This is a genomic window from Arthrobacter sp. NPDC058127 (assembly GCF_042884555.1).
Classification (GTDB): domain Bacteria; phylum Actinomycetota; class Actinomycetes; order Actinomycetales; family Micrococcaceae; genus Arthrobacter.
In genome coordinates this window covers 230,581-253,863 of record NZ_JBHVTT010000004.1, presented here as the reverse complement: position 1 = coordinate 253,863, position 23,283 = coordinate 230,581, and the positions used below count along the sequence as shown (strand labels likewise).

Here is a 23,283-nt window from a genome sequence, read left to right as displayed (position 1 = left end):
TTCGTCGGATTTGCATCCGCTGTTACCACCCTGTGATCTAACTGTGTAAGCTGGTGCCGCAAGAGTAAGTTCCGGCTGGCTACTTCTGGGGAGTTGAAGCGCAGCCGATTTCCGTAACCACTCTGTCGTGACACACCATTTGGCCGTGTACGACGCTGCGGCGCGTTCGGCCGCAGATCGCCTTACCCATTGCCCAGGTCTCGTATGTCTATGTCCCCAACAGATATGTCACCCAAAATATGAAACACCTGTTCACAGCACTCGTCGCCTTGGCGGTCCTTGCCTTCGGCGGGTTCGCCACCATGTCCGCTGTCCAGTCATCACACAAATCCTCCTACCAGGCCGGCGACCGCGATTCATATTCGCGGCCGAGCTCGTCGCCTTCCGCTTCATCCGCGCCAACGCGCACCTCCACCCCGGCGCCGACGCCGGCCCCTACCAAGGTCACGACGCCGTCGAGCACGCCCGCTCCGGCCGCACCGTCTGCTTCCGCTCCAGCCGCCGGCGCACCCGCACCAACGGCAGCGCCCCTGCCCGTCACGGGAACATACCCGCTGCACACCAACATCGTGAGCACCACCTTCTGGGTGGGCGAGATCTTCAATGCCAGCCTCTCGGACGGCTCCCAGGTCTGCTCCACGTACAACGGCCAGTGGGCTCTGCAGCACACCGGCATCAACATGGGAACCACTCCGTCGAGCGCGAGCGGTTGCCCCGGCAGCACTTACGGCGGTTGTGACGGAGTCAGTTCCGGGACCGGCACGAGCTTCAAATGTGCCACGGAACAGCGCGTTGCCAGTAATGGGTACTTCCCGCTGCACCAGCCCAAGCCTTTGCAGAACCCGTTCTACCTGGACCTGCCTTACGACGACGTCAATGACAGTGTCGCCTTCGCCGAGCGTTGCAACGTGATTCCGTGGGCCGCCGCGGACAACGCCAAAACGGGCGTCAACCACTGCGCGGACTCGAGCTACAGCTACATGAAAAACGCATGGGTCCAGATCACCGGCCCCAATGGCAGCGTCTGCTACGGACAAGTCGAAGATGCCGGCCCCTCCAGCGGCTCCCTTTACCACGATTCCGCCTACGTCTTCGGTGCGAACAACGCGCGTCCTGCCAACAAGCAGTTCTCCGGCGACCCGAGCCAGGGTGCGGGCATGGATGTGTCACCTGCCTTGAACGGCTGCCTGGGCTTCGCTGATCTGGACGGCGACAACGACCACGTATCGTGGCGTTTCGTTGACCGCGCCAGTGTGCCCGCCGGTCCGTGGCTCTCTGTTGTCACCACCGCGGGAGTGACAAACTAACGCGACACGCGTTCCCAGGTCCCTGAGGGTCAACCGGACACTACATACTCCGGGAGTGCCGGACGCCCACGCCACACAGCCGCGATGGCTGTGTAGCGTGGGCGTCCGCGTGTCCGCTCACTTCGCCAGATTGTGCGCTAGCCCGTCCGCACGACGGAAGGCCCCGGCGTCGAGACTTCCTGGGGTTGGCGCTGGATCCTCCGGACCGGGCTGACCCACACTCCCGACGAACTCGACGAGTACGCCCTGGGCAGGACCTGGAGGCAGATGACTGCGTCCAGGATCCGCATCAGCGGAAACAGGGGCGCCATCAACAGAAAACGCGGGTTGCGCATCGAAACTGCGGCAAGGACTGTCAGGAAAAGGTCCGGCAGGAAGACCCCAATGAGGACGTCCTGGGGCCGCAGGACACCCGACAGAAAGACAAAAACGTCCGATCGATTGCCAAAAATCCACACCTCGACAGCAGCGAGGGACGAAAGCAGGAAAGCCGGCACCAGGAGCACGAAGAAGAGGCAGCTGGCTACGAGTTCAACAATGTACAACCCCAGGACAAACCAGAATCGGCTGAACTGCAGGCCGTGCCGCCTGACGGTCTGCCAGAAACCGAGTATCCACCGCCGCACCTGCTTGATGTAGTCCTTCAGATTGTCCGGATCCTGGGTGTACGCAACAGCGGCCGAGGGATGGAATGCGATCCGTCCCAGCTTTTTTGCATGGATTTCAAACGTCATGTTGAAGTCTTCGATCACCAGTCCGGGCGCCAAGACCTCTATTTTCGCGAGCGCGCTGGTTCTGTACATGCTGGCAAATCCAGGCACGATGGAGACGACGTTGGCGCCCTGGGCTGCCTGGCCGTACTTGAGCAGGAGTTGGACCGCGATGTACAAACGCTCCCGGTAGGCCACAAGGAAGCGGCCCATCGCCGTCGGAGGTGCCGGGCTCATGATTGACTTGGCCCGTCCCGCGACGGCGACCACCGCGGGGTCATCAAAGAGCGGGAGCCCCGTTTCGAGATAATCCGGCATCGGGCGGGTGTCTGCGTCCAGGAGCATGACCACCTTGAACCGCCTGCACAGATCGAAATGGGCGATGCCCGCCGCGAGTGCACCTGCCTTGCCACGGTTCGGTTCCAGGTCAAGGACCTTCACCCCGGCGGCCCGCGCAATGGCCGCAGTGTCATCGGTGGACATGTCCGAAACGACGTGGATGTTGCGTCGAGGGACTAAAGCGGACGCGGCAAGGATTGTCTCGCTGATGACCAAAGCCTCGTTGTGGGCGGCCATGAGGACCGCGACATTCGCCGGGGAGATCCGCACTCCCTTTGCGCGATGGCGGGCGCGTTGACGTCGAGGGATCGGCGCGTTGACGCCGCGCAGCAAGGCGATCCACCCGCGGATCCGGAAGGACAATTCCCGGGCCCGCCACGACTCCTCACCCGCGAGACGGACCAGCCCGGCAAGAGACCAAAAGATCGTGCTGACTCCCAGAACCAAAAAGATCGAAAGAACTATCACGGCGACGGTGCTCCCACAGTGTCGTACATTTCGTAATCGTCGGTAGCAAGCTGGCCATCACTGAAGAGGTTCATTCCAAAGCTGATGGCCTCGGCTCCTGCCGGAACGGGCGGCGTTTCCCAGATCGCCTGCTCGTAACTGGTGTTGGCCGTGAACCACGGACTGGCTGTCCAATAGGTCCACGTGCCCAGCTTGTTGCGGTAATAGACTTCAAATTGGGTCTTCGCGTTGGACTGGTACCACGCCCTGAGCGAATAGCTGTGGCCCGCACTCACGCTCGGAGCGCATGCTCCGAGATCGAGGACGGGAAGCAATTTGGCGTCACCGGAGGCGTATTCGGTCACGTCCAGGCGACGGGCCACCGCACCGGTGCGACCTGGAGTCAAAGTGCTCAGAACGACGGCGTTCTTGCCGTAGGACGACACCTGCCAGCATTGCGGCAAGCCGTACTTTCCAGCAGTTTCGAGCCCCGGATTCCGAATGGCGTTCTGTCCCGGTGCTGCCGGAGCGGCCACGGGACCGTTCACCACGGGTTTCGCCACGCCGCCGATCACGTCGTGTACGGTGCGCACGGCCATCGTCCCTGGTTGGGTCTTGGCCGCCAGCCAGGTGGCGAACTGTTCGAACAACGCGGGGCTGATGGAGCGGGGACTGCCGCTGTTGTCGATGTCGTAGAAGGTCAGTTGTAACCAGCCGCCGGCCTTTTCGGCTTGCGCTACGGTCGCCTCAAGGTCGGCCAACGTCCATTTGCTGCCGACCTCCGAGGTCGCCCGCGTCCGGAACAAGTCGGCGGGGCGGACAGTTTCTGCTGCCGCGCAGCCGACGCAGTCAACAGGAGTGCTGATCTCGCCGAGGCCGCGCGCGCTGTTGTAGCCGCATCCGGCGACCAGTTCCTCCGATTTCGGCGTTGAAGCCGCAAACGGATAGGCAAAGGAAGTGACCTTAAAGCCCCAGTCCGTGAGGTTCACCCGATCGTTGCAAATCTGTCTCGACGCTTCATCGGGTTCTACGGAGGTCACATCGGCAAGGGTGACTGTGTGGCCACCGATTTCATTCTGGTCCGCGGCCAGGCTATGGAGATTGTCCGTTGTCATGTAGTCAGGTGCGCCAACAAAGCCCGAGTCGATGAAAAAGGTGCCCCGGAGTCCGTGGTCCTTCAGGATCCGGGCCGCCTCCATCTGGCTCGCCCGGCCCGCATCGAACGTCAAGCTGACAGAAGAGAGCGGGGCGATAGAAGGTGTGGGGGTATTGTTCGCGGACCCACCGACGGGAGCTTGGCTTCCGTTGATCAGCGATGTTGCGCCCGTCAACAAGAGCAACACCGACACCCACGAGGCAGCCCATAGACCTGCCCGCTTCCTCGAAGTGCGGACCGGGCCGGATGCGATGCCCTTCACCCGGGGACTCATTGCCAACCCGAGTTGCCGGGATTCCTGAAGGGGCCGGTGGCGACTGGGGGAAGCCTCGGTCTCAAAGGCTTATTCACCACCGGCCCCCGCTCAGGGACCCTCTCTGCGAGGGCGCGCTGCCGTCCGGCAGCACCGTCAATTGGCGCTGGGTCCATAGGAGGGACTGTGCTGTATCCCCAAAGAACAGGCTCGGACTCGAGGCAAACGCCTTCTCGGATGAATCCGCCGCGTCCTGATGCCGTTCGGACCAGAGAGTCCGTTTCCATTGTGAGACCTGTCTCTCCCCCGTTGCCCTCAACCAACTGACACCATCAGCGTATGAATTAGGGAGGCAACGGACACGAGTAGGCTCTACCCGTCTTTACACTCAACCTTGGCGTCCGGACAGCACCACTACTCGTGCGCTACGCGCCGGAACCACGGGGATCAAACCCGGGGGCGCGGGCAGGGGCGAATCCGGTCTGTTCATGGTCAAATGGTGCAATCAGGGCAGTCGGAGTTTAAGGATGGCGGAGAGCGTGTCCAGGAAACAGGGAAGCGGCACGTCCGTTTCGGCTGGGGCGGGCGGCGCGCGGGACGTCCGTCGCTTGTCGCCCCAAGCCAATGGACCTCGCCGCCGGCTGTCAGGTTTCGCCCGGGCCTGCATTGCCGCAGTCCTTGTGGTGGTGGGGATGGGAGGCATCCTCGTGTGGCGGTTTACTACGGACGCAAACGGTTCCCTCGAGCCCCCGTGGTTTTCCGGCTATGTCGACGTCACTGTGGTCCCTCAATACGCTTTCGAGACACCCGTGGGCGAGGGCACCAAGAATGTCACTCTGGCGTTTGTGGTGGCAATGGCTGGACAGGCCTGCACACCGAGTTGGGGTAGCACATACAGCCTCGATGCCGCGAAGACCTCACTCAAGCTCGAAGAACGTATCGCCAAGCTCCGGTCGAACGGCGGCGCCTTCGCTGTGTCCTTCGGCGGCTCAGTGAACAGTGAGCTCGCCAACTCCTGCCAGAACGCAACAGATCTGGAAAGGGCCTACCGGGCCGTCCTCGAACGCTACAACCCCGCAACCATCGACTTTGACATCGAGGGCGACAACCTTGCGGACAGCGCAGCCTGGCAGCGCCGCGCCGCAGCCGTCGCTGCCCTCCAGAAGGAGCGTGTCAAGGAAGGGCACGCCCTTTCAATTTGGCTGACCCTCCCGGTCACCCCGCAAGGGCTGACCGACGCCGGAACCTCAGCCGTTGACCAGATGCTCGCCGCCGGAGTCCAGCTGTCCGGGGTCAACATCATGACCATGAACTACGGTTCAAGCCGGAGTCAATCGCAGAGCATGCTCGATGCCGGAACCTCGGCGGCCCAGTCCACCAACGACCAGCTCAGCATCATCTATCAGCGTGCGGGGATTGCCCTTAACAGCGAACAGATCTGGGGAAAGATGGGATTGACCCCCATGATCGGCCGGAACGATCTCCCGGGCGAAGTGTTCGACCTTGATGCGGCCCGCGGATTGAACTCCTTCGCCATCAGCAAGGGGGTTCAACGAGTATCCATGTGGTCCCTGAACCGGGATATGTCGTGCCCGCAGGACACTCCAGAGGATCCGGCCAGCCACGTGTGCAGCGGCATCGATCAAGGAACCCAGCGCTTCTCCGATTTGTTGAGTGCAGGATTCCACGCCAAACTGCCTTGATCCCGCCGATCAACGATCCCGCCGATCAAGAGAGGATCATGCCGGGCCAGTACGTTACGCCCTGTTCTGGTTCTTGCCGTCGGCCGGTCGGGCGAGGTGCCGGCCGTTGCCGTGCCGGAACAATTTCTTAAGCCACTGCATGGATACCTCCAGTTTTCGAGGGGCTGCTTGTACCGGGTTCCTGGGACGGCCCCGGCCGCCGTGGCTACTTCACTTGGCTGACCGTGACGATGTTCAGCCAGGGGCCAGCCGGAACCTGGTCCCGTGGCACGAACTGCCAGTCGACTTTGTCCGACTCGCCATCGAGCTCGGAGAAACCAAGGCACCCGTTGAGCGCAGGCGACACATCCATGCCGGCCCCGTTGAAGTTCTTGTTGGCTGGACGGGCATCATTCGAACCGAAGACGTAGTCCTTGTCGTGATACTGGCCCGGACCGGCATCTTCGATCTGTCCGTAGCATTCGCGGTTGCCCATCCGGATCCTGACCCATTGATTCTTCATGTAGCTGAAGGAACGGTTCTGGGCATTGCCAGCGAACCCGGGATCATTCGCCCATGGGATGACGCTGGCCCGTTCAGCAAAGGCGACGGGATCGTTGATGTCATCGAAAGGAAGATCGAGGTAGAACGGGTTCTCCTTCGGAGTCATGCTGGTCGGCGCGTATCCTTTTGCCTGGGCTCTCGCCTCGGTCTGGCAGCCGTTCTTCACGACGCCGTCGCAGCCTCCGTAGCTCTGCATCCATTGGGAGTCGTAAGTGGACATTACTTGGCTGCCATCTGCGGCCTTGGGATCAAAGATCTCGCCAACCCAAAAGGTCGTGGACACTATCCCGGTGTGCCAGGGATAGCGCCCGGCCGTCGTGGCTGATTGGGTCGGGCTCGGCGCCGGCCCTGGTCCGGTGCAGGCCGCCGTCAGCAGGGCCACGCAAAATGCAGTGCAGACGGCCGGGCGGTTCCAACGCTTCACCGTCGATTTCGCCGGATTCACCATTCGCTCCCTTGGGACCTGTCTTACGTGCTTTTCGCAGTGTACGTGGCCTTGGGCGGGAGAACACCGGAAATTTGCTGGGAAATCCCACCCACTGTCCCTCAGGACGAGCCGCGGTCAACCCTTCGGGAAATCAATGTTGTAGCGGTACAAGAAGGCAGCCATGGCGTCACGGTTGATTGCGGTGGTTGGCCTGTACGTGCCGTCAGGGAAGCCGGTAGTGATGCCTGTGGATGCCAGCCAACGGATCTCGTTGTAGAACGGAGCGCCGGCCGGCACATCGGAGAAGGTTGGTGCGTTCGCCGGCACAGAGGGACGGCCCTTGAGACGATAGAGGAACGCGGCCATTGCGGCCCGGCTGACGGCCTCACCTGGGTGGTAGGTTCCGTCCGGGTACCCCGTGGTGATGCCTGTGGATGCCAGCCAACGGATCTCGTTGTAGAACGGAGCGCCGGCTGGCACATCGGAGAACGTGGGCGCGTTCGCCGGCACTACAGGGCTTCCGGAGAAACGGTAGAGGAACGCTGCCATGGCTTCGCGGGTGATTGACGTGAGGGGACGGTAGGTGTTGTCAGGCCAACCTTGCGAAATCAAGTTGTTCGACAGCCAACTGATTTCCTCATAGAACGCCGTGGTAGGAGTGACGTCTATGAAGTGCTTTATACCTGCACTGTCATAGAGTTCAAAGTCGTCCGTGATCAAGGTGCCGTTGCCGAGCAGGTTCAAGCCCATGCTGACGGCCGAAGCACCCACTGGAAGCGCGGGCGAGGTCCACGCAGCGTGGGCCCATGCGGTCGACGCCGGGAAATACGGGCTAGCGGTCCAATACGTCCACGTTCCCAGCCCCGTGCGGTAATACAGTTCGAATTGGGTCGTCGTCGTCGAGGTGTACCAGGCTTTCATCTCATAGGTGTGGCCGGGAGTCGCACTTGGCGCGCACTCGCCCAGGTCGAGGGTTGGCACTAGCTTGGCGTCCCCGCTGACATAGGCCGACATCACGAGCTGCTCGGCATGGGTCCCGGTGGTGCCTCCATGCCCGGGGGTTACCGTGGTGAAGGCCGAAGTGTGGCTGCCGTAGTTGCCCTGGGCCCAGCACTGCGGCAGTCCCGAAGCTACCGGCCCAGCGGTTTCCATGCTCGCATTCTTGACGAGGTTCCCCGCGGTGACGGGAGGCGGTGCGGTCGGCCCGGCGACAACGGGTTTGACGGCTCCGCCAAGCGTCTCCTGGACCGTCTGGACGGCGATCCGCCCGGCGGCCTTCTCCGCGGCGAGCCACTGTACATACTGGGTGAAGAGCGCGGTGGAAACCGTCAGGGGATCCGCGATTCCTGACGTCGGATCGATACCGGTGCCGATGTGGTGGAACGTCACCTGCACCCAGCCGCCGCCGGGCTCGGCCTTGGTGACCAGGTTCTGCAGGTCGGTCAAGGTCCAGGTGTTGTCCACTTCGTCCGGAGCCTTTGTGTCATAAGGATCGGCGGGAGGAAGGGTCTCAGCGAATCCCAGCCCTGCACTTCCGGGCACCTTGCTTTCCAGGTCACCGAGCCCGCGGGCGCTGTTGTATCCGCAGGCGGCGACGGTGGTTTCCACTGCCGGGGTCAGGGAAGCGAAGGGGTACGCGAAGTTGGTGACGTTGGTGAATCCCATGTTGGTGAGATTGACCCTGTCATTGCAGATCTGGCGTGTGACCTCGTCCGCACCCATTTGGGCCAGGTCCGGGTGGGTGACTGTGTGGCCGCCGATCTCGTTTCCGTCCGCCTGCAACGCCAGTGCTTCCTGGGTTGTCATGTAGCCCGGAGCGTTGAGGAAGCCCGACGGCGTAAAGAACGTGCCCTTGAGCCCGTTGCTTTTGAGGATAGCCGCAGCGGGAATCTGATCTGCGTTGGCGTCGTCGAAAGTCAGGGTAATGATGGTGTTCGGCGCCGCGTGGGCGGCCGGTACCGCTATCCCAAAGACAGACGTTGACATCAGGACGCTCAGGACGCCTGCGAGCCAACGCGACTTTCCCTTGGGGCTCAAGCGTTCGGCCCTGTGGCGAGGTTGAGACAAAGACGCCCCCCAGATTCGTTTCATTTGCACTCAGCCTTTCTCTTCACGGTACTTCTTCACTTGAACGACTTCAGTCGAACGACGCCGCTTCAGTCGGCACGGCTTGTTCGGGCCCGCATCAAGACGCGAGGGTGATCTTCCAACGTGCGGGATCCAGGACTTTTGCCGGCTTGTAGTCGGCCGCGACGTTGAGGATGATTTCATCCAAGGTGGTCTTCGGCTCGAAGCCAACAAGCCCGAAAGACTTGCTGTTGTCCGGAACCCGCCGGCGCATGTCCTCGTAGCCTTCCGAGTACGCCTGCTCATAGGGCACCAAGGTGATGGCGCTGCCGCTCCCAAGGAGTTCAACGATCCTTTCGGCCAACGTCAGGATTGAAATCTCGTAACTGCCGCCGAGGTTGTAGGCATTTCCGTAGGCAAGCGGCTCCTCGGAAATGCGGACGATGGCGGGAACGATATCGCCCACGTAGGAGAAGCACCTCGTCTGGTGGCCGTCTCCGTATACCGTCAGGGGCTCACCGAGGAGCGCCTGCCGCACAAGTCGCGGAACAACCATTCCATAGCGGCCCGTCTGCCGCGGGCCTACTGTGTTGAAGAGCCGCACGATGGCAACCGGCAACCCGAATTGGCGCCAGTATGCATGGGCAAATGCCTCGTCAATGCCCTTGGCCGCAGCGTAGGTCCACCGGGATTTGAGCGCGGATCCCAGGATGCGGTCCGCTTCCTCCGAGAGGCTGTCCGAGGTGTTCTTGCCGTAGATCTCGCTTGTGGACGCCAGCACGAGCGAGGCACCTGATTCCAGGACCGCGTCCAGGACCACTTCAGTGCCATGGATATTCGTGCGGAGGCTCTCCAACGGGTGGTCGACAATCAAGTTCACCCCAACAGCGGCGGCCAGATGGAAGACCCTGTCGGCACCCGCGACGACCCTGTCCACCGCATCCCGGTCGAGAATGGTGCCCTCGACGAAATGGAAGTTCCTGTGGCCGATGACGCCCTTGAGATTCTCCAAGCGTCCGGTCGACAAGTTGTCCAGCACGGCGACTTCGTCCCCGGCTGCCAACAAGTGCTCAACAAGGTGGCTTCCTATGAAACCGGCACCGCCGGTGATTGCTGTTTTCATTACTCCTGCTTCCGTCGAAAACCTGGTGGATCTAGAGCCGGGTTACGTTGTCGGCTTTGGGCAAGCGGTACGTCGTGTCCAGGACTGCTGATGCCCCGGCCAGCCAGTCAAGTTCCATCCGGCTGTGCCTCGTGTGCAGGATCACCAGATCCGCGCCCCAGTCAGCAGGCGATTGCTCGGATTCGAGCGTCCCGCCGTGGCCATCCGGAGCCGTCCGGCACCAAGGATCGGAGAATGCAACTTCCGCTCCGTCGGCGATCAAGGCGGAGATGATCTCCAGTGCCGGGGATTCCCGGAGATCTTCGACATCGGGCTTGTACGCGACTCCGAGCACCATGACGCGGGCACCGGCAACACCGTGGTTGCGGTCCGACAGGATGCGCCGGGCCTTCTCCACCACTTGGTGCGGCCTGCCTGCAATCCCGGCCATCGCTTGCTCGATCACCGGAGCCGTCAAGCGGGCCTTGCGCAATTGCCACAGCAAGTAGTGGGGGTCGCACGGTATGCAGTGTCCGCCGACCCCAGGGCCGGGAGTGAACGCCATGAATCCATACGGCTTGGTGGAAGCCGCATCGATAACGTCCATGACCTCCATGTTGAGTTCGTGGCAGATATCGGCGAATTCGTTCGCCAAGGCGATATTGACGGCCCGGAAGGTGTTCTCCACCAGCTTCGTCATTTCGGCGACATCCGCCGACGGTACAACGTGGACCAGCTTGGTGCTGGCGCTCAGAAGCCGTTCGGCAACTTCGCCGCAGGCCGGGGTCACGCCGCCGACTACCCGGGGAACGTCTTCGTGGGAGAACGAATCCACGCCAGGGTTGATGCGCTCGGGTGAAAAGGCCACGAACACATCGCGGCCCGGAATAAGTCCCTTGGCAGCCAGGGGCAAAGCCAGAAGGTCGCGGGTGGATCCGACGTACGTTGTAGAGGTCAGCATCAGCAACTGGCCAGTGGTGGCGAAATCGACCACCGAGGCACACGCCGCCCGGAGAATGCCAAGGTCCGGGACCAAGTACTCGTCTACGGGAGTAGGAACGCACACAACCACCGCAGCCGCGCGGGCAAGCAACGACAAATCGCTGCTCAGCATGAAGGTCGGGTCCAGGAGTGCGTTGCTGAGCCGCTCCTTGTCCGAGTCGAGGAGATCTGCCCGTTGCTCGCGGATCACGGCCAGGCGGGCATCGGACACGTCGAGGCCCAGAACGCGCCGGCCGGAGGCGTTGATGGCCAGGGCCGTGGGCAGGCCGACATAGCCCATGCCCACGATCGCCACGTCGAAAGTAAAGGCCTGGTCCTGTGTGCTTGTCCGTGTTCCCGCGCCCTCCGGCCAAGCTGGGGCCTGCGTGTGCAAGGACTGCGAGCTCCCGCTGGGCTCTGCCTTGAGGGTCTTTACCTTCGTGTTCGGTGCCATGGTCAGTCGACCTCCCGGTGCCTGTTGTCTCCAGTGTGAAAGAAAGCCGGCGGCGAAACGGGATGTGCCCTGGTCTCAGAGGGCACATGACCGCTCGCCGCCGGCTCGATTGTGGGGGTACCCGCCGAAAGCGGGAGACCGGTCGCATTGGAGCTGACTTCTCGCCGGATTACCGGGTGGTTTTCCTGGAGCAAAGAATTCTTCCTGCGTTTCATCTCGAGACCCACTTATCCCCAAATGAGTGGCGGTTGCCATCAGGAAAAGCGTATTAACGAACCCCTAGGGCGGGCGCGAGTGGGCTATACCCGTCTTTGGATGCGCGGCCCCTTCCGGGGCCATTGACTACCCGTCCGGGCGCTTTTCACCACTCGATTTAGTACTCGCTTTAAGGCCTCGCGCCATTCATTGCAGCGGACGACGGCGGAAGGAGGCTTCGGGGAAACGGTCACCCCAAGCAGTGGGCAAGGAAGCCGCGCGTGCGGCTAGCCCAGGCCCTGCGTGCCGTGGGCACCGTTCATCAAATCTTCCCGGTGGCTGATGCCAAGCTTGGCAAACATTCGGTACAGATGACCTTCAACGGTGCGCAATGACAAGCCCAGGCTAAGCGCGATGTCCTTGTTGCTCGAACCCGACTGCACGAGCGTTGCAATTTCCTGTTCGCGGCGGGTCAGCTTCTGGAGATCCGGGGAACCGCCTTCAAGGGCCGGGCCGGCCTTGTCGAGGGCAGCGGTGCGGCGCTTGAGGAGTCGCTGTCCCTCCAGCTGGCGCGCCTTGTCACCCCTGCTTTCCAGGATCCGCAAGGCGTGGCCGGCGCAATCAGCTGCGGCCAACTCCAGTCCGTCCCTGGCGGCCGATTCACTCAGCTCAATGAGGCGGTCCGCGTCCTTGTGCGCAAGGGCAAGCCCGACGCTCAGGGCAAACTCAGCCGTCCGGCCTTCGCTGCCCTCGGCTACTGCTATCAGCCGACGCGCCACACCCGTGTCTCCCAGCCTCAGGATCAACATCAGGATGTCGATCTCGGCGCCGATCGCTCCGTCCGCGGCCGCGGAATCCGCGAGGGACATGAGTCTCGCAATCGCCGTCTGCGATCCGGTATGTTCGGCTCGCGCTACGGCCGCATGACCTTGCGCAAGCAGCGACGGATGCACGCCTTCCCGGATCAATGCGTCGTACTCGCCTGAGTACGTCATGGCCGTGTCCCGGCGTTTCAGGATCGACGCCGCGTAGGCGGCGGCAGCAACGGCGTCGGGCAGGTCGCTTCCCATGTCGGAGACCCGCAGCATGCTGACCGCCTGGCGAAGCCGGGGCAGCGCCACCCCCAGGTCTCCCCTGCGCAGGTCCACCATTCCTGCGGCCAGGTGCAGCATCCCGCCTGAATAGATCAGGGAGTTCGGTGCCTGCGAAACATGGTTCTTGAGGAACGTTTCAAGAACGCCGAACTCACCTGCCTGGTGCAAGGCCAGAATGTAGCGGCGCATCACCATTCCTGCGTACTGGAGGCTCCAGTCGCCGCTTGTGGAAACCATCTCCTGTATTTCCATCAGGATCTGGATGGCGGAAACCGGGCGTCCTGTGACAGCCAGGGCCTCGGCGAGGAGGGTGCCCGCCACGAGGCGGGACTCGTCGTCGTCCGTTTCCTTCCAGATCTGGCGAAGCTCACGCTCTGTCTCGACGTAGTGGCCTTCGGCTTGGAGGCCTTCCAGCGAGAGGAGCCTGCTTCCCAGCTTCCCGCGTTCCAGTTCACCAGGGTCGATCCCCTGACGGGATTCGGCGAGCCTGGCCAGGGCCGCCTCCCATTCGTATGCTGCTTGTTTGATGGCGTTCGGCCCGACGCCTTGACGCCCGGCAAGCTGGGCCGCCAACATCGATGCCTGCCGGACCGTCCGCGGATCATTTGTCCTGTCCACCACTCCGGCAAGCGAGGACACCGATCCCCTGATGTCGCCCCGGTACCATTTGGCCCGCGCCACCTCCACCTGGGCTGCCAGCCTCAGCGAAGGATCCTTGATCGCGCCGGCTACCCGTTCCACGTAGCTGGGGATGAACAAGCGGTTGGCCAGCTGGGCTGCTTCCAGGATGTCGGAGTCCGGAACCTCGGTGCCTGATTCCAAACCCCAGGAGACGAAGCGCAGCAGTCCGTCCATGGTCTGCGGCTTGGCCCCCATGAGCTCCACGATGCGCCGCCGGATGGTCATGCTGTGGGCGGTCGGGACCAGCTGGCGGATCACTTCACCAACCAGCGGCTGCGCCAGCCGGACGTGCCGGGCGGGGTCGGACGCGATCTCGATGAAATGGAGTTCCTGCAGTTCATCCACGGCACTGGAGTCGCAGGCCTGTTGTACGACGTTCAGCGGGACAGGCTCCGCCAATGCCACGGTCTCGAGGGTCTCACGCTGCGCGGCTCCCAGCATCAGGATCTGGTTCCGCACGAGGTCCATCAAGCGCACGCTGGTTCCCCGCAGCTCGCCCGAAAGCATCCAGGCGTCGTTGCGGCAGACCAACTGGCCCAGCGACTTTGCGTGCTCGATGAGTTCCAGCAGGAACATCGGGTTTCCGCCGGAGTACTTGCAGAGGACGGCGCTGGTGCCCTGGACGACGGGCGCTTCCAAGGCCTGGGCGCAAAGTTGGTTGACTTCCTGCTCGTTGAGCGGCTGCAAGTCGAATCGGTCCACGAGCCCCTCGGACCACATCGAGAAAACCTCGGCTGGCGGCGCAGGATACGGACGGCACAAGAATACGACTTTGGCGGCTTCCGCCGCCGCCAACTGCGCCAGGACAGCCACGCTGCTGTCATCGATGTGGTGTGCGTCCTCCACGATCAGGACGGCGGGTGCTGGATGGGGCTGGCCTGCCGGGTTCAACGCCGCTACCACGGCCCTGAGGACTGACAACGGTTCATTGATCTGGCTTGGGGTCAAAGCCGTCAACAGCGGCGCCAAGGCGGCAAACGGCACGGAGGCCAGGGTGGGACCGGCAAAGACCCTGAAGGGGCGGACACGTTGCCCCAATTCATGGACCACTTCGTTAATCAGTGCCGTTTTGCCGATGCCCGCGTCGCCGAAAAGCAGGACCCCGGGGCCGTTGACATCGAGAAGGCAGTCGACAACGGCTGCCATCACGCTGAATCGTCCGACGAGCGCATCGGTCGAAACCACCTCAGTCATTTCGCACCACCTTCGACGTTGCCAAGGGCGAAGCTCAGCTCGGAGCGTTCCACGATTTTCAGCTTGCCGAAGATCTGGTAGAGATGCCCCTCCACCGTGCGTACTGAAACATGGAGCTTCGCGGCAATACTTTTGTTGCTCTCCCGGTTCGCCGCCAACTTGGCGATCTCCAACTCGCGGGAAGTCAACTTCAGTCCCTCTTGGTTACCGCTTTGCGGTGTGCGCAAGCGCTGCCTGCACGTCTCCGCGAGTTGCCGCGCCTTCCTGAGGACCGTCTTGTCCAGCTGAACCTGGTCCAGGTGCAACACGGTCTCGGCGATATCGAAGGCGAACCTGTCGTTCTGCATGTCTTCGGCCAACCGTGCTGCCTCGAGAAGAAGCTCGGCGCTACCGGATATCGTCGCCCGTGCGTACGCAACGCACAGTTCAGCGAATCGTCCCTGGCAGCGGAGGGCCGAGTCCAACAGCCGTGGAGCAGCTGCGACCGCGCCAAGCCGGACGGCCGAACTGAGGCAAAAGATCTCGTGACCCGGGGCGCCCTCGTCCCGGTCGGCGTCGGCCAAGCGGAGGAGCTCCTCGATGGCGGCCTCCGGGCCGTTGATCCGATCCCGGGCCAACGCCGCGAGATACCTCTTCGTCCGCTCCTTCCGCCACGTCGGCCGGCGCAGCTGGGTGGACGCTTCCTTCAGGTAGCGCAGGGCCTGCTCGTGCTCGCCTTGCAAGGCGGAGGCGTAGGCCGCTGCCGTGCAGGCGACATCCAGCATGCCTTCATTGTCCTGGACCCGCAGCTGGCTAATCACCGGAATGAGCGCCTCCAAGCCGTCTTGGCCCCGTCCCTGAAGGCACCGGAAGATCGCTTTGGGAAGATCGATGGCCGTGGGCAATACCTCGGCCGCGGAGACCAAGAGCTCATCGCCTGGCTGGACCATTTCCGCCTCTTTGTCCCACCGTCCGGCAAGCACGAAGGCGAACCGCAGCCGCGATGTGGCGCGCCGGGCCGCGGCGACCGAAACAGCGGGGTCATGGCAGTCAGCCGTCAGCTGTTCTGCCATGTCCGCCGCCTCGGATTGCCGTCCCGTCAGGGCCCATGCCTCGCACAGCCAGCTTCCGGCGAGGAGGCGGAACTCCGTGCCGTGCGATTCAAAATCTTGAAGTACCTCTTCCAGCCTTGCTGCCATCTCAGCGTAGGAACCCGAATAGCTGGCGGCCTGCGATTCGGCCAGGACAAGTTGCTCCCGAAGCGTGGCGATGTCCTGACCTTCACCCGCCGTGATCGTTTCGTCTTCCAGCCGCCGGCGGACGTGTGCCAGCGTCTCGCAAGCTTGCGCCGTGGTTTCGGGAAGGGCCAGAAGGACCGAGGCCTCGGCCAGCTTGAGCCGGACCCATTCGGCAAGGCTGGCTTCATCGCCGGATCCGTCCTGGTGTTGCCTCAGCACGTCCCGGGCCCCGGCGGCATCCCCCAGCGTCATCAACGCACGGGCTTCCTCGGCTACTGCCCCGGGCACCGTGGAGTGGCCTGGAATGGACCGGACCAGGCGCAGGGCCAGCCGCGCATCAAGTTGCCGATTCGCCACTGCAGCAGCTTCAAGCGCTTCTTCCCTTCCCAGCTTGGCTCCGCAGTCCAATGCCCAAGAGGCCATGGACAGCAGCATGGAGCGTTGGCCGAGGCCCGGATCCATCGACTCAAGGAGCAGGCCCCGTAGTTCGTTGCTACGGCCGGGGGGAACGTTCGCCCGGACCACGTCTCCCACGAGCTGGCTTTGGAGGCGGGCCATCCTGGGCAGCGAATCGTCGACGACGAGGACGCTCCTTTTCTCAAGGGAATCCACATCGTCCGCCGAAGCGAGCGCCAGCAGGGATTCCAGGGGCACCGCCCTGGCCAGTGAAAGGATCTCCAGGACTTTGCGCTCACCGCCGCCCATCCGCCCAAGCCGCGTGGTGATGAGATCGGTGATTGCCCTGCCGTGCAGTTCGTTCCGGGATGTCAGGACCCAGACACCATCGCTTTTCAGAAGCGAACCGGATTCGGCGAGCTCCGCCGCGAGCATCTTGAGGTAGTGCGGGTTTCCCCCGCTGGCGGTCCACAGGGCATGGGCACCGGAAGGAGAGACTTGTGCCCCCAGCCCGGCCTCGAGCCAGGCATACGATTCCTGGAAAGTCAGTGGTTTGAGGTCAATCCGGTGCAAGAACCCATCGCCGCAAAGCCGTGTGATCTCGCCGCAGAGCCGCTGCGGGTCCGTGCAGGTGAGGACAAGCTGTGCGGTGCCGTTCCTCGCGAGTTGGGCCACTGTCATAGCCGCCAACTCGTCAAGCTCGGCCGCGTTTTCAATGACCAGGTACACCGGCTTTCCCTCGGCGCGTTCACGGAGCAAGTTGGTGAGCGCCGACAGCACCAGGACGGGATGGGCCAGGTATCCGGGGTCAAGATCGCTCAAAAGGATATTGAGGGCGCCGTACGGTGATCTCGCCAATGCTGCGCTGCCGCGGATGACGACGACGAATGAGTTTCCGCGTAGTTCGTTGACCGCCCGAGTAGTCAAGTAGCTCTTGCCGCTGCCCGACGGACCCGTGACGAGCACCCCGCCTTTGGATGCTGCCAACGCAAGGGCGATGTCCTCAACAGCGGCTCTAGGTCCAATCGGCGGCCAGGCCGTCGAAATCGCCGGCTTGCCCTCGGTTCCGTCAGGTGCGGATGAAGCCGAGGATGCGTCGAATGCCTGGTACCGGGATCCCCCGGACCGAACGGCATGGACCGTAGATGCACTGCCTGCTGTCAACATGAGCGAGACCCCCAGTGATCGAGTGGTGACACCCCCCAATTAACCAGCTAGCCGTCAGGCCCACACCAGTAGTGAGTACTCGACTTTCATACCGCCGGATACTCGTATGCGGGTGTGAGTACCCCTGCCCCGGTTTGCGGGTACTCGTCGCTGGCAGTGGGACTTGTTCGAATCGAGAGTGCACTACTACTGCCCTGCGGCCGTTTCCGGCTTCAGCCTGTGCCCGACGCCCCCTGTGCGACGGCGGCAGCTCCGGCAAGTTCGTCCCTGCCGGTGATCCCCAACTTCGAATAGCACCTGTAGAGATGCCCTTCGACGGTCCGGACCGAGATAAGGAGCGTATCTGCAATCTGGCGGTCGCTGAGGCCCTGGACCGCGAGGTTGACGATGTCCCATTCCCTCCGGGTCAGCCTCGGAACCACGGACTCGTTCTGTGCTTCCTCGCTGCCCTGACCGAGTTCTTCGTTGCAACGGGCCAGCCCTGCGCGGGCAACCGCGCTGAGCTCTTTGGTCTGGCCGCGATCCGCTGCTCCCAGCGCCAAACCATAAGCCTTCGCGGCCAGGTGGTAGGCGGTGGCCGCCTGCAGCTTCTCTCCTGCGGACAGATACCGGGCGGCCCCTCCGAATTTGAGCGCGAGCCCGTATTCAGCGAGCGCATGCGCCCATTCGCCCTCCGTTGCGGCCGCGGTTTCACAAAACCGGTCCAGCCTGCTGGTGTCTCCCAGGCCAAGCGCAAGCTCCAGGGCATGAAGTTCAAGGTAGGTGGCGTTTTCCTTCGCTGCGTTGTCCGCGTTGAGGTGCAACGCCTCCACGCCGGAGCCGTCAGCGTTGAGGAGTTCAACTGCGGCCTCGAAAAAGCTGCTTGCCTGTGCCGCGAGAAGGTGGGTGCTGTGTTGTCCCCAGGACTTGTAGTCCGCCCGGAACCGTTCGGCTTCAGGCAATCCTGCGCCCGCTGCGGCATAGAAAGCCATGGCAGCACACAGCCCGAAGAGATTCTGCGGGTCGCTGTCCCTCAGGGCTTCAAGTCCCGCAGTCAGCAACGGCAAGGCGTCGGCGGATTTTCCCTGCCTGATGTCAATGTACCCGGCCACCACGTAGGCCGCCCCGCCGAAGGACGCCATCGAGACGCCGGACGATTCGTAGTACCTGTCGAGCAGCTTTTGTGCGTCGGCCCAGTCACCTACGGCCAACGCGCAAATGACGAGGCGCGCAGAGATGAACTCAGGGACGAAGAAGACGTCGTTCTCCTGGGGCTGCGCGAGGGCGGCGGCCTCCAGCACCAGCAGCTTTGCCTGGCGTCCCAAGCCGAGAGCGCAGAACATCTCTGCCTTCAGGGCCAGCGCCAAGGCCCTGAATAGCGGCGCCGAGGAACCTTCCACGGTTCCCGACTGAAGAAGCACGCGCTCCAGTTCAGGGCCCATCCTCTCGTAGTCGCCGTCCACGGAGCCGGCAAGCAGCCCGATGAGGGCGGCTGCGAGCGGCACCGCGGCTTTCGCCGCCGGCGTCCGCTGGCCCTGCAGGCCTGGCTGCTGTTCTCCCCACTCGCGGAGGACCTCGGCTTCTGACCGGATCAAGGAAGCAGGCTGCCCGACGGCGGCACGCGTAGCCGCGCGAAGGAGGCTGCCGGATACTACGTGGGAGGGTCCGGCGTCGGTATCCACTGTTTCCTGGGCCAGGACTGCCGCGGCCTCCTCCCGGCGGCCAAGATTGAAGTAGGAGCGGGCCATAACCGCCTGGGCAATCGATTGCCACTGCGTGTCCCGCACCGCAGCCGCCATGCGCAGCGCCGTCTCGCTCTGCAGGAGCCTTGCCGAAAGGACCGCGGCCCGGATCAAGAGACGGTCGGGCACGTCCGCTCCGCAGTCAAGAGACCATGTCACCATCCGCAGCAAGGAATCCGGATTGTCCTCCAGAACATCCATCCGTGAGATCAGCTGCCGATGCAGTTGGAGGCTCTGTGCGGCCGGGACGATGCTACGAAGCACCTCGCCGTAGACCGGATTGACGAGCCGCAGGGTTGGCAACCCATTGCCTCCGGGCTTGATCAAATGCTGGTCCACCAACTCCTGGACGGCCGCTTCTCCGGCCACAACGTTAATCAGGGTCTCGTCCACCGGCTCCGCCAATGCAATCAAGCTCAAGGCTTCCCTGCCAGCGGCCGAAATGCGCATCAGCTGAAGTTTGACAACCGCCTCGAGCTTCACCGTGTGGACCGGTGCTGCAGCCGTTTTGAGCCACACACCGTGCCTCTGGACGAGGGTCCCCGAGCTCTCGGCTTCGCGGACAAGGGTCTTGAGCAGAAGGGTGTTTCCCCCTGCCTCTGTCCAGAACCCATGGCTCGTGCTGTTCAGGACGATTCCGCCCAGCAATGCCTCGCACAATTCGTGGCCTTGCTCTGCCGTCAGGGGCTCCAGGTCAAACCACTCGGCAGTTCCCTCGTGCCACAAGCGCAAGAGCGGCCCGGGAACTCCCGGCCGCGGAACGCATGCGGCCACGATTTTGGCCCAACCCGCCTGGACAAGCTCCGTCAGCATCGCGCACGTGGCATCGTCCAGGTAGTGCGCGTCGTCGACCAGCAGCAAAGCCGGCCCGGTACCTACGCGGATGCTTTCGAGGTGATCCCAAAGTGAGCGGAGCACAGCGACCCGGGAGGATATGTCGGCAAGCGAAAGATGGGCAAGAAACGGAGCGAGTACCCCATATGGGACAGCGGTCAGTGAAGGACTCCCGTGAATCGGGACTACCGCAAGGTCCCCGCCGAAGACACTGCCCAGCTGTGCCAGGAGAGATGACGCGCCGAGACCGGAATCGCCCACGATGAAGACGGCCGAACAATCGTCGGCACGCACCGCAGCGGTAATTCCGGGAAGCAAATGCCCATAGTCGAGCCACGGTTCAGCCGGCCTCGTACCGCTTTCTCCGACATGACCATGCACCGCCGCAGCGTTGTCATGACTGCGCGGTTCCTTCAAGCTCGCTCCTCGATGAGATTCCCATTTTCGTGAAGATTTGGTACAGGTGGCCTTCGACTGTGCGGACGGAAACTTGCAACTGGTTGGCTACCTCTTTGTTACTCAACCCTTGACTGGCCATCTTTGCAACCTGACGCTCCCTTTCCGTCAGTTCGGGTCCGAAAGTATGCGGTGTCAGGGGCAATACAGGCACGGTACCGACCAGGCGGTCCAGCCGTTGCTGGGCAAGCCTGGCGGACGCCGAATCGCCGGCTTCCCGGGCGATGTCCAGGGCCAGGACGGCACAGCGCGACTCCACCGCGTCCAACTTCAGTTCCTGGGCAACTGAAGCGGCAAGAAGCAGGGTCTTCGGGTCCTTCTTGCGGCTTCCCTCGGCCACCATCCGGTTCACTGCGGCCATCTTGCCTTGGCGGCGGGAGGAGACCTGCTCCAGGAGCAGCAACTCCTCCTCGGTACCGTGGACGGTGGCGCCGAAGAGGCTGATGGATGCCGTGGTGATCCGTCCTTTCGCCAAGTCCCGGTTGGCCGACTCGATGAGGCTTTGCTTCGCCCCGGGATCCTTCAACCAGCGTCGTGCCATCTTGACGCAGAATTCGGCCATCCATGCGGGGAACCATGCTGTCTCCCCTTGTCCCTTTTCCGCCAGTTCGAGAAACGTCCGGGATTCCTTCACGTCGCCGGCCTGCGCATAGGCAAAGGCAAGCGCCGAGTAGGCCAGCGCGGGTCCATAGTAGTTGCGTCTGATCTCCAGTTGCGCCTGGGCCCCCAGCAGGGTGTCGATGGCCACCGCAGCCCGTCCCGCATAGGTGTAGGAAACGCCCAAGGCAAGTTCGGCGGCTCCGCCAAGGTAGTGGATGTTCTTTGGTTGCTGATCGAGGGTCGCCGTCAGCATCCGGGCTAGTTCTTCCCACTGTCCGCTGCAGAGGAGTGCGGCAAACAAGCCTTCGGACAACCAGTTGTGCAAGCGCGGCCGCGCCTTTGCGCGCTGTATCTTGTGCTTCAACTCGCGCGCCAGCTCGATGGCTTCCATTTCCCGCCCAAGCACTGCCCAGGCCATGGTCAGCAGGCTCCCGCAGCTCAACCTTTGTTGAAGATCATTGCCATCCCGGTACTCCTGCTCCAAGGCCTCGGCAACTTCGGCATACTCGCCCTGATGGACCTGGAGCTCGAAACTCGCAAGCCTGAGCATCCCGCAGGCCCGTTCAATTTCCGTGGCATCCGCTCCGACTTCCTGCGATCGGCGGGAAAGATCCTCCTGGGCCTGGGCGATGAGGTCTGGTATCTGGAGGTGCCCGCCTGGAATCCACAACAGCGCACTGCAGAGCTCCTGGACGTAGTCCGCATAGTCGTACGCCGGGAGGCGCCGGAGCTGCTCGGGAGTCACATCCTTCAAAGCGGCCACCGCAGCCTCGTGCTCGGCCAGAATGACGTGGGAAACGCAGCGTTGCTGGGCCGCAGCCACCCATTCCTTGTCCTCGCGCCCGATCTGCCGGGCGCATTCCAAGGCGAACCAAGGATCGAATTGCCTGTTCGCTGCCGTCGCAGCCGCCAAGGCCACCCCGGGTTCAAGGGTTTCGCGGACGTTTAGCGTCGAAGAAGCAAAGCCCAGGAGGGCCTCCGCATCCAGGTCCCGGGAAATGCTGCCAATCACCCCGGCGGCAAGCCGGCGCAGTTCATTCCGCCGTGGCAAGTCCATCCAGCCTCGAATGACCTCACCCATGTACTCGTCGCGCAGCGCCACCCGGCGGGAGCCGGACGGTTCGATGCGGAGATAGCCGGACCACTCCATCTCCGCAACCACTTCAGGTTCGAGGACGTCCAACAGCACGGCGAGCGGGGCCGTTCGAATGAGGGCAAGTAGCTCCAGCGCTTCCTGGACGGCAGGGCTCTCCCGGGAAAGGCGGGAACGGACCAGGTCGGTCAGGACTTCCGCGGATGAAAGGTGGATTTCGCCTTTCATCGCCCAAACCTGCCCGGCCAGATGCAGGTTGCCTGAGCGGAGCTGCTCGGTGACAATGGCTTGGAGCACCAAGGGGTTTCCACCGCTGGACGCGTGCAATGCACTTGCCGCGGTTGCGGTCACCCGTTTTCCAAGGACGCCGGTCAGCAATTTGGCAACTTCCGAGCGGGAAAAAACCTGAAGCTGAACTTCTTCCAGGAGGCCGTCCTTCAACAACCTGATCAGGTCTTCCGGCATATCCGTCGCTTGGCGGACGGTGACGAGGACTTTCGCGGTCCCGCTAATTAACAAGTGCACCAGAAGTGCCGTGCTCATACTGTCCAAAGCGGGAAGTTCCGAAAGGACCAACAGCACTTCGCGTCCCGCGGCGTCCGCACTTATCAAGTGCGATATGCCATAGATGGTCGCGCCAGGGGAATCTGCAGCATCTGCTGGAAGCCTCGCGACAAGATGGGCCAACGCCCCAAACGGAGAGTTGACGTCCGTTGAGCCGTGGAGGTGGAGGACGTGGGTCTTTGGAGTGAGCCGGGCTTCAACCGAACGGGCAAAAGTCGCTTTGCCGACGCCCGGCGCGCCAACCACCACCACTCCATACAAAGACGGCTCGCCGAGCGCTTCAATAACCGTGTTCTGAAGATCCTGCCGGACAAGCGACGACCATTTTCGACGTTCAGCAGCGCCTAGTGCTTGCCGCTCCGTTGCGGGTCGCCCTATTTCAGATTCCGGTGTTGCTCGCAATTTAGATCACGCTACCTTCGCAGCTCTGGCGGACGTGACGTTCAGCGGGTCGTTTGCTTTAGAATTTCCTCTTCACCCCCAGCAGTGATTTGCAAAGTATCATAGCGATCCGCCCGAATCAATTAGCCAGACGACGAACCATCAGGGTACTTGTTAACCACTGAATTGAGTGCACGGCAG

Annotated in this window: 12 protein-coding genes; 2 read left to right on the top strand and 10 right to left on the bottom strand. The window is 62.8% G+C overall.

The annotated features are described in order from the left end of the window. Window positions 1-239: 239 nt before the first annotated feature. Window positions 240-1,307 carry a hypothetical protein gene (locus tag ACFVTG_RS08970; protein WP_390279671.1) on the top strand — a complete coding sequence of 356 codons (1,068 nt, stop codon included), beginning with the start codon at window positions 240-242 and terminating at the stop codon, window positions 1,305-1,307. A 137-nt stretch (window positions 1,308-1,444) separates the two neighbouring features. On the opposite strand, the gene ACFVTG_RS08965 is transcribed toward ACFVTG_RS08970, so the two are convergent. After that, the gene (locus ACFVTG_RS08965) at window positions 1,445-2,824 is read right to left on the bottom strand and encodes a glycosyltransferase family 2 protein (protein ID WP_390279669.1); all 1,380 of its coding nucleotides are present in this window, start codon (window positions 2,822-2,824) and stop codon (window positions 1,445-1,447) included. Beyond that, complete coding sequence (locus tag ACFVTG_RS08960; RefSeq protein ID WP_284752529.1) at window positions 2,821-4,221, bottom strand: polysaccharide deacetylase family protein; 1,401 nt, start codon at window positions 4,219-4,221, stop codon at window positions 2,821-2,823. Before ACFVTG_RS08960 ends, ACFVTG_RS08965 begins: the two co-directional genes overlap by 4 nt. A gap of 530 nt (window positions 4,222-4,751) precedes the next feature. Between ACFVTG_RS08960 and ACFVTG_RS08955 the strand changes: the two genes are divergently transcribed. After that, entirely contained in the window at window positions 4,752-5,915 is a 1,164-nt protein-coding gene (locus ACFVTG_RS08955) for a chitinase (RefSeq protein WP_284752528.1), read from the top strand. A 205-nt stretch (window positions 5,916-6,120) separates the two neighbouring features. Here ACFVTG_RS08955 and ACFVTG_RS08950 read toward each other — a convergent pair whose 3' ends face one another. From ACFVTG_RS08950 to ACFVTG_RS08915, 8 genes are all read right to left on the bottom strand, one after another. Then, window positions 6,121-6,741: a hypothetical protein gene (locus ACFVTG_RS08950; protein ID WP_390279667.1), complete on the bottom strand. Its 621-nt coding sequence runs from the start codon at window positions 6,739-6,741 to the stop codon at window positions 6,121-6,123. A gap of 279 nt (window positions 6,742-7,020) precedes the next feature. Beyond that, on the bottom strand, window positions 7,021-8,976 hold the full coding sequence (locus ACFVTG_RS08945; RefSeq protein WP_390279665.1) for an S-layer homology domain-containing protein: 1,956 nt from the start codon (window positions 8,974-8,976) through the stop codon (window positions 7,021-7,023). A 94-nt stretch (window positions 8,977-9,070) separates the two neighbouring features. Beyond that, window positions 9,071-10,075, bottom strand: coding sequence for a dTDP-glucose 4,6-dehydratase (locus ACFVTG_RS08940; protein WP_390279663.1), 1,005 nt, complete (start codon window positions 10,073-10,075; stop codon window positions 9,071-9,073). 31 nt (window positions 10,076-10,106) lie between these two features. After that, complete coding sequence (locus tag ACFVTG_RS08935; RefSeq protein ID WP_284752524.1) at window positions 10,107-11,489, bottom strand: nucleotide sugar dehydrogenase; 1,383 nt, start codon at window positions 11,487-11,489, stop codon at window positions 10,107-10,109. Window positions 11,490-11,971: 482 nt separating this feature from the next. Further along, window positions 11,972-14,653: a LuxR C-terminal-related transcriptional regulator gene (locus tag ACFVTG_RS08930; RefSeq protein ID WP_390279661.1), complete on the bottom strand. Its 2,682-nt coding sequence runs from the start codon at window positions 14,651-14,653 to the stop codon at window positions 11,972-11,974. Continuing rightward, window positions 14,650-17,433, bottom strand: coding sequence for a LuxR C-terminal-related transcriptional regulator (locus tag ACFVTG_RS08925; protein ID WP_390279659.1), 2,784 nt, complete (start codon window positions 17,431-17,433; stop codon window positions 14,650-14,652). The genes ACFVTG_RS08930 and ACFVTG_RS08925 overlap by 4 nt, the downstream gene beginning before the upstream one ends. 212 nt (window positions 17,434-17,645) lie before the next feature. Beyond that, window positions 17,646-20,405, bottom strand: coding sequence for a LuxR C-terminal-related transcriptional regulator (locus tag ACFVTG_RS08920; protein ID WP_390279657.1), 2,760 nt, complete (start codon window positions 20,403-20,405; stop codon window positions 17,646-17,648). After that, window positions 20,383-22,947 (bottom strand): LuxR C-terminal-related transcriptional regulator, encoded by a 2,565-nt coding sequence (locus ACFVTG_RS08915; protein WP_390279655.1) that lies wholly within the window; start codon window positions 22,945-22,947, stop codon window positions 20,383-20,385. The genes ACFVTG_RS08920 and ACFVTG_RS08915 overlap by 23 nt, the downstream gene beginning before the upstream one ends. Between the last annotated feature and the right edge of the window lie 336 nt (window positions 22,948-23,283).

Coding starts and splice junctions, on each gene's coding strand:
- ACFVTG_RS08970 (WP_390279671.1), top strand. CDS start 240: ATGAAACACCTGTTCACAGCACTCGTCGCCTTGGCGGTCCTTGCCTTC.
- ACFVTG_RS08945 (WP_390279665.1), bottom strand. CDS start 8,976: ATGAAACGAATCTGGGGGGCGTCTTTGTCTCAACCTCGCCACAGGGCC.
- ACFVTG_RS08940 (WP_390279663.1), bottom strand. CDS start 10,075: ATGAAAACAGCAATCACCGGCGGTGCCGGTTTCATAGGAAGCCACCTT.
- ACFVTG_RS08935 (WP_284752524.1), bottom strand. CDS start 11,489: ATGGCACCGAACACGAAGGTAAAGACCCTCAAGGCAGAGCCCAGCGGG.
- ACFVTG_RS08930 (WP_390279661.1), bottom strand. CDS start 14,653: ATGACTGAGGTGGTTTCGACCGATGCGCTCGTCGGACGATTCAGCGTG.
- ACFVTG_RS08925 (WP_390279659.1), bottom strand. CDS start 17,433: ATGTTGACAGCAGGCAGTGCATCTACGGTCCATGCCGTTCGGTCCGGG.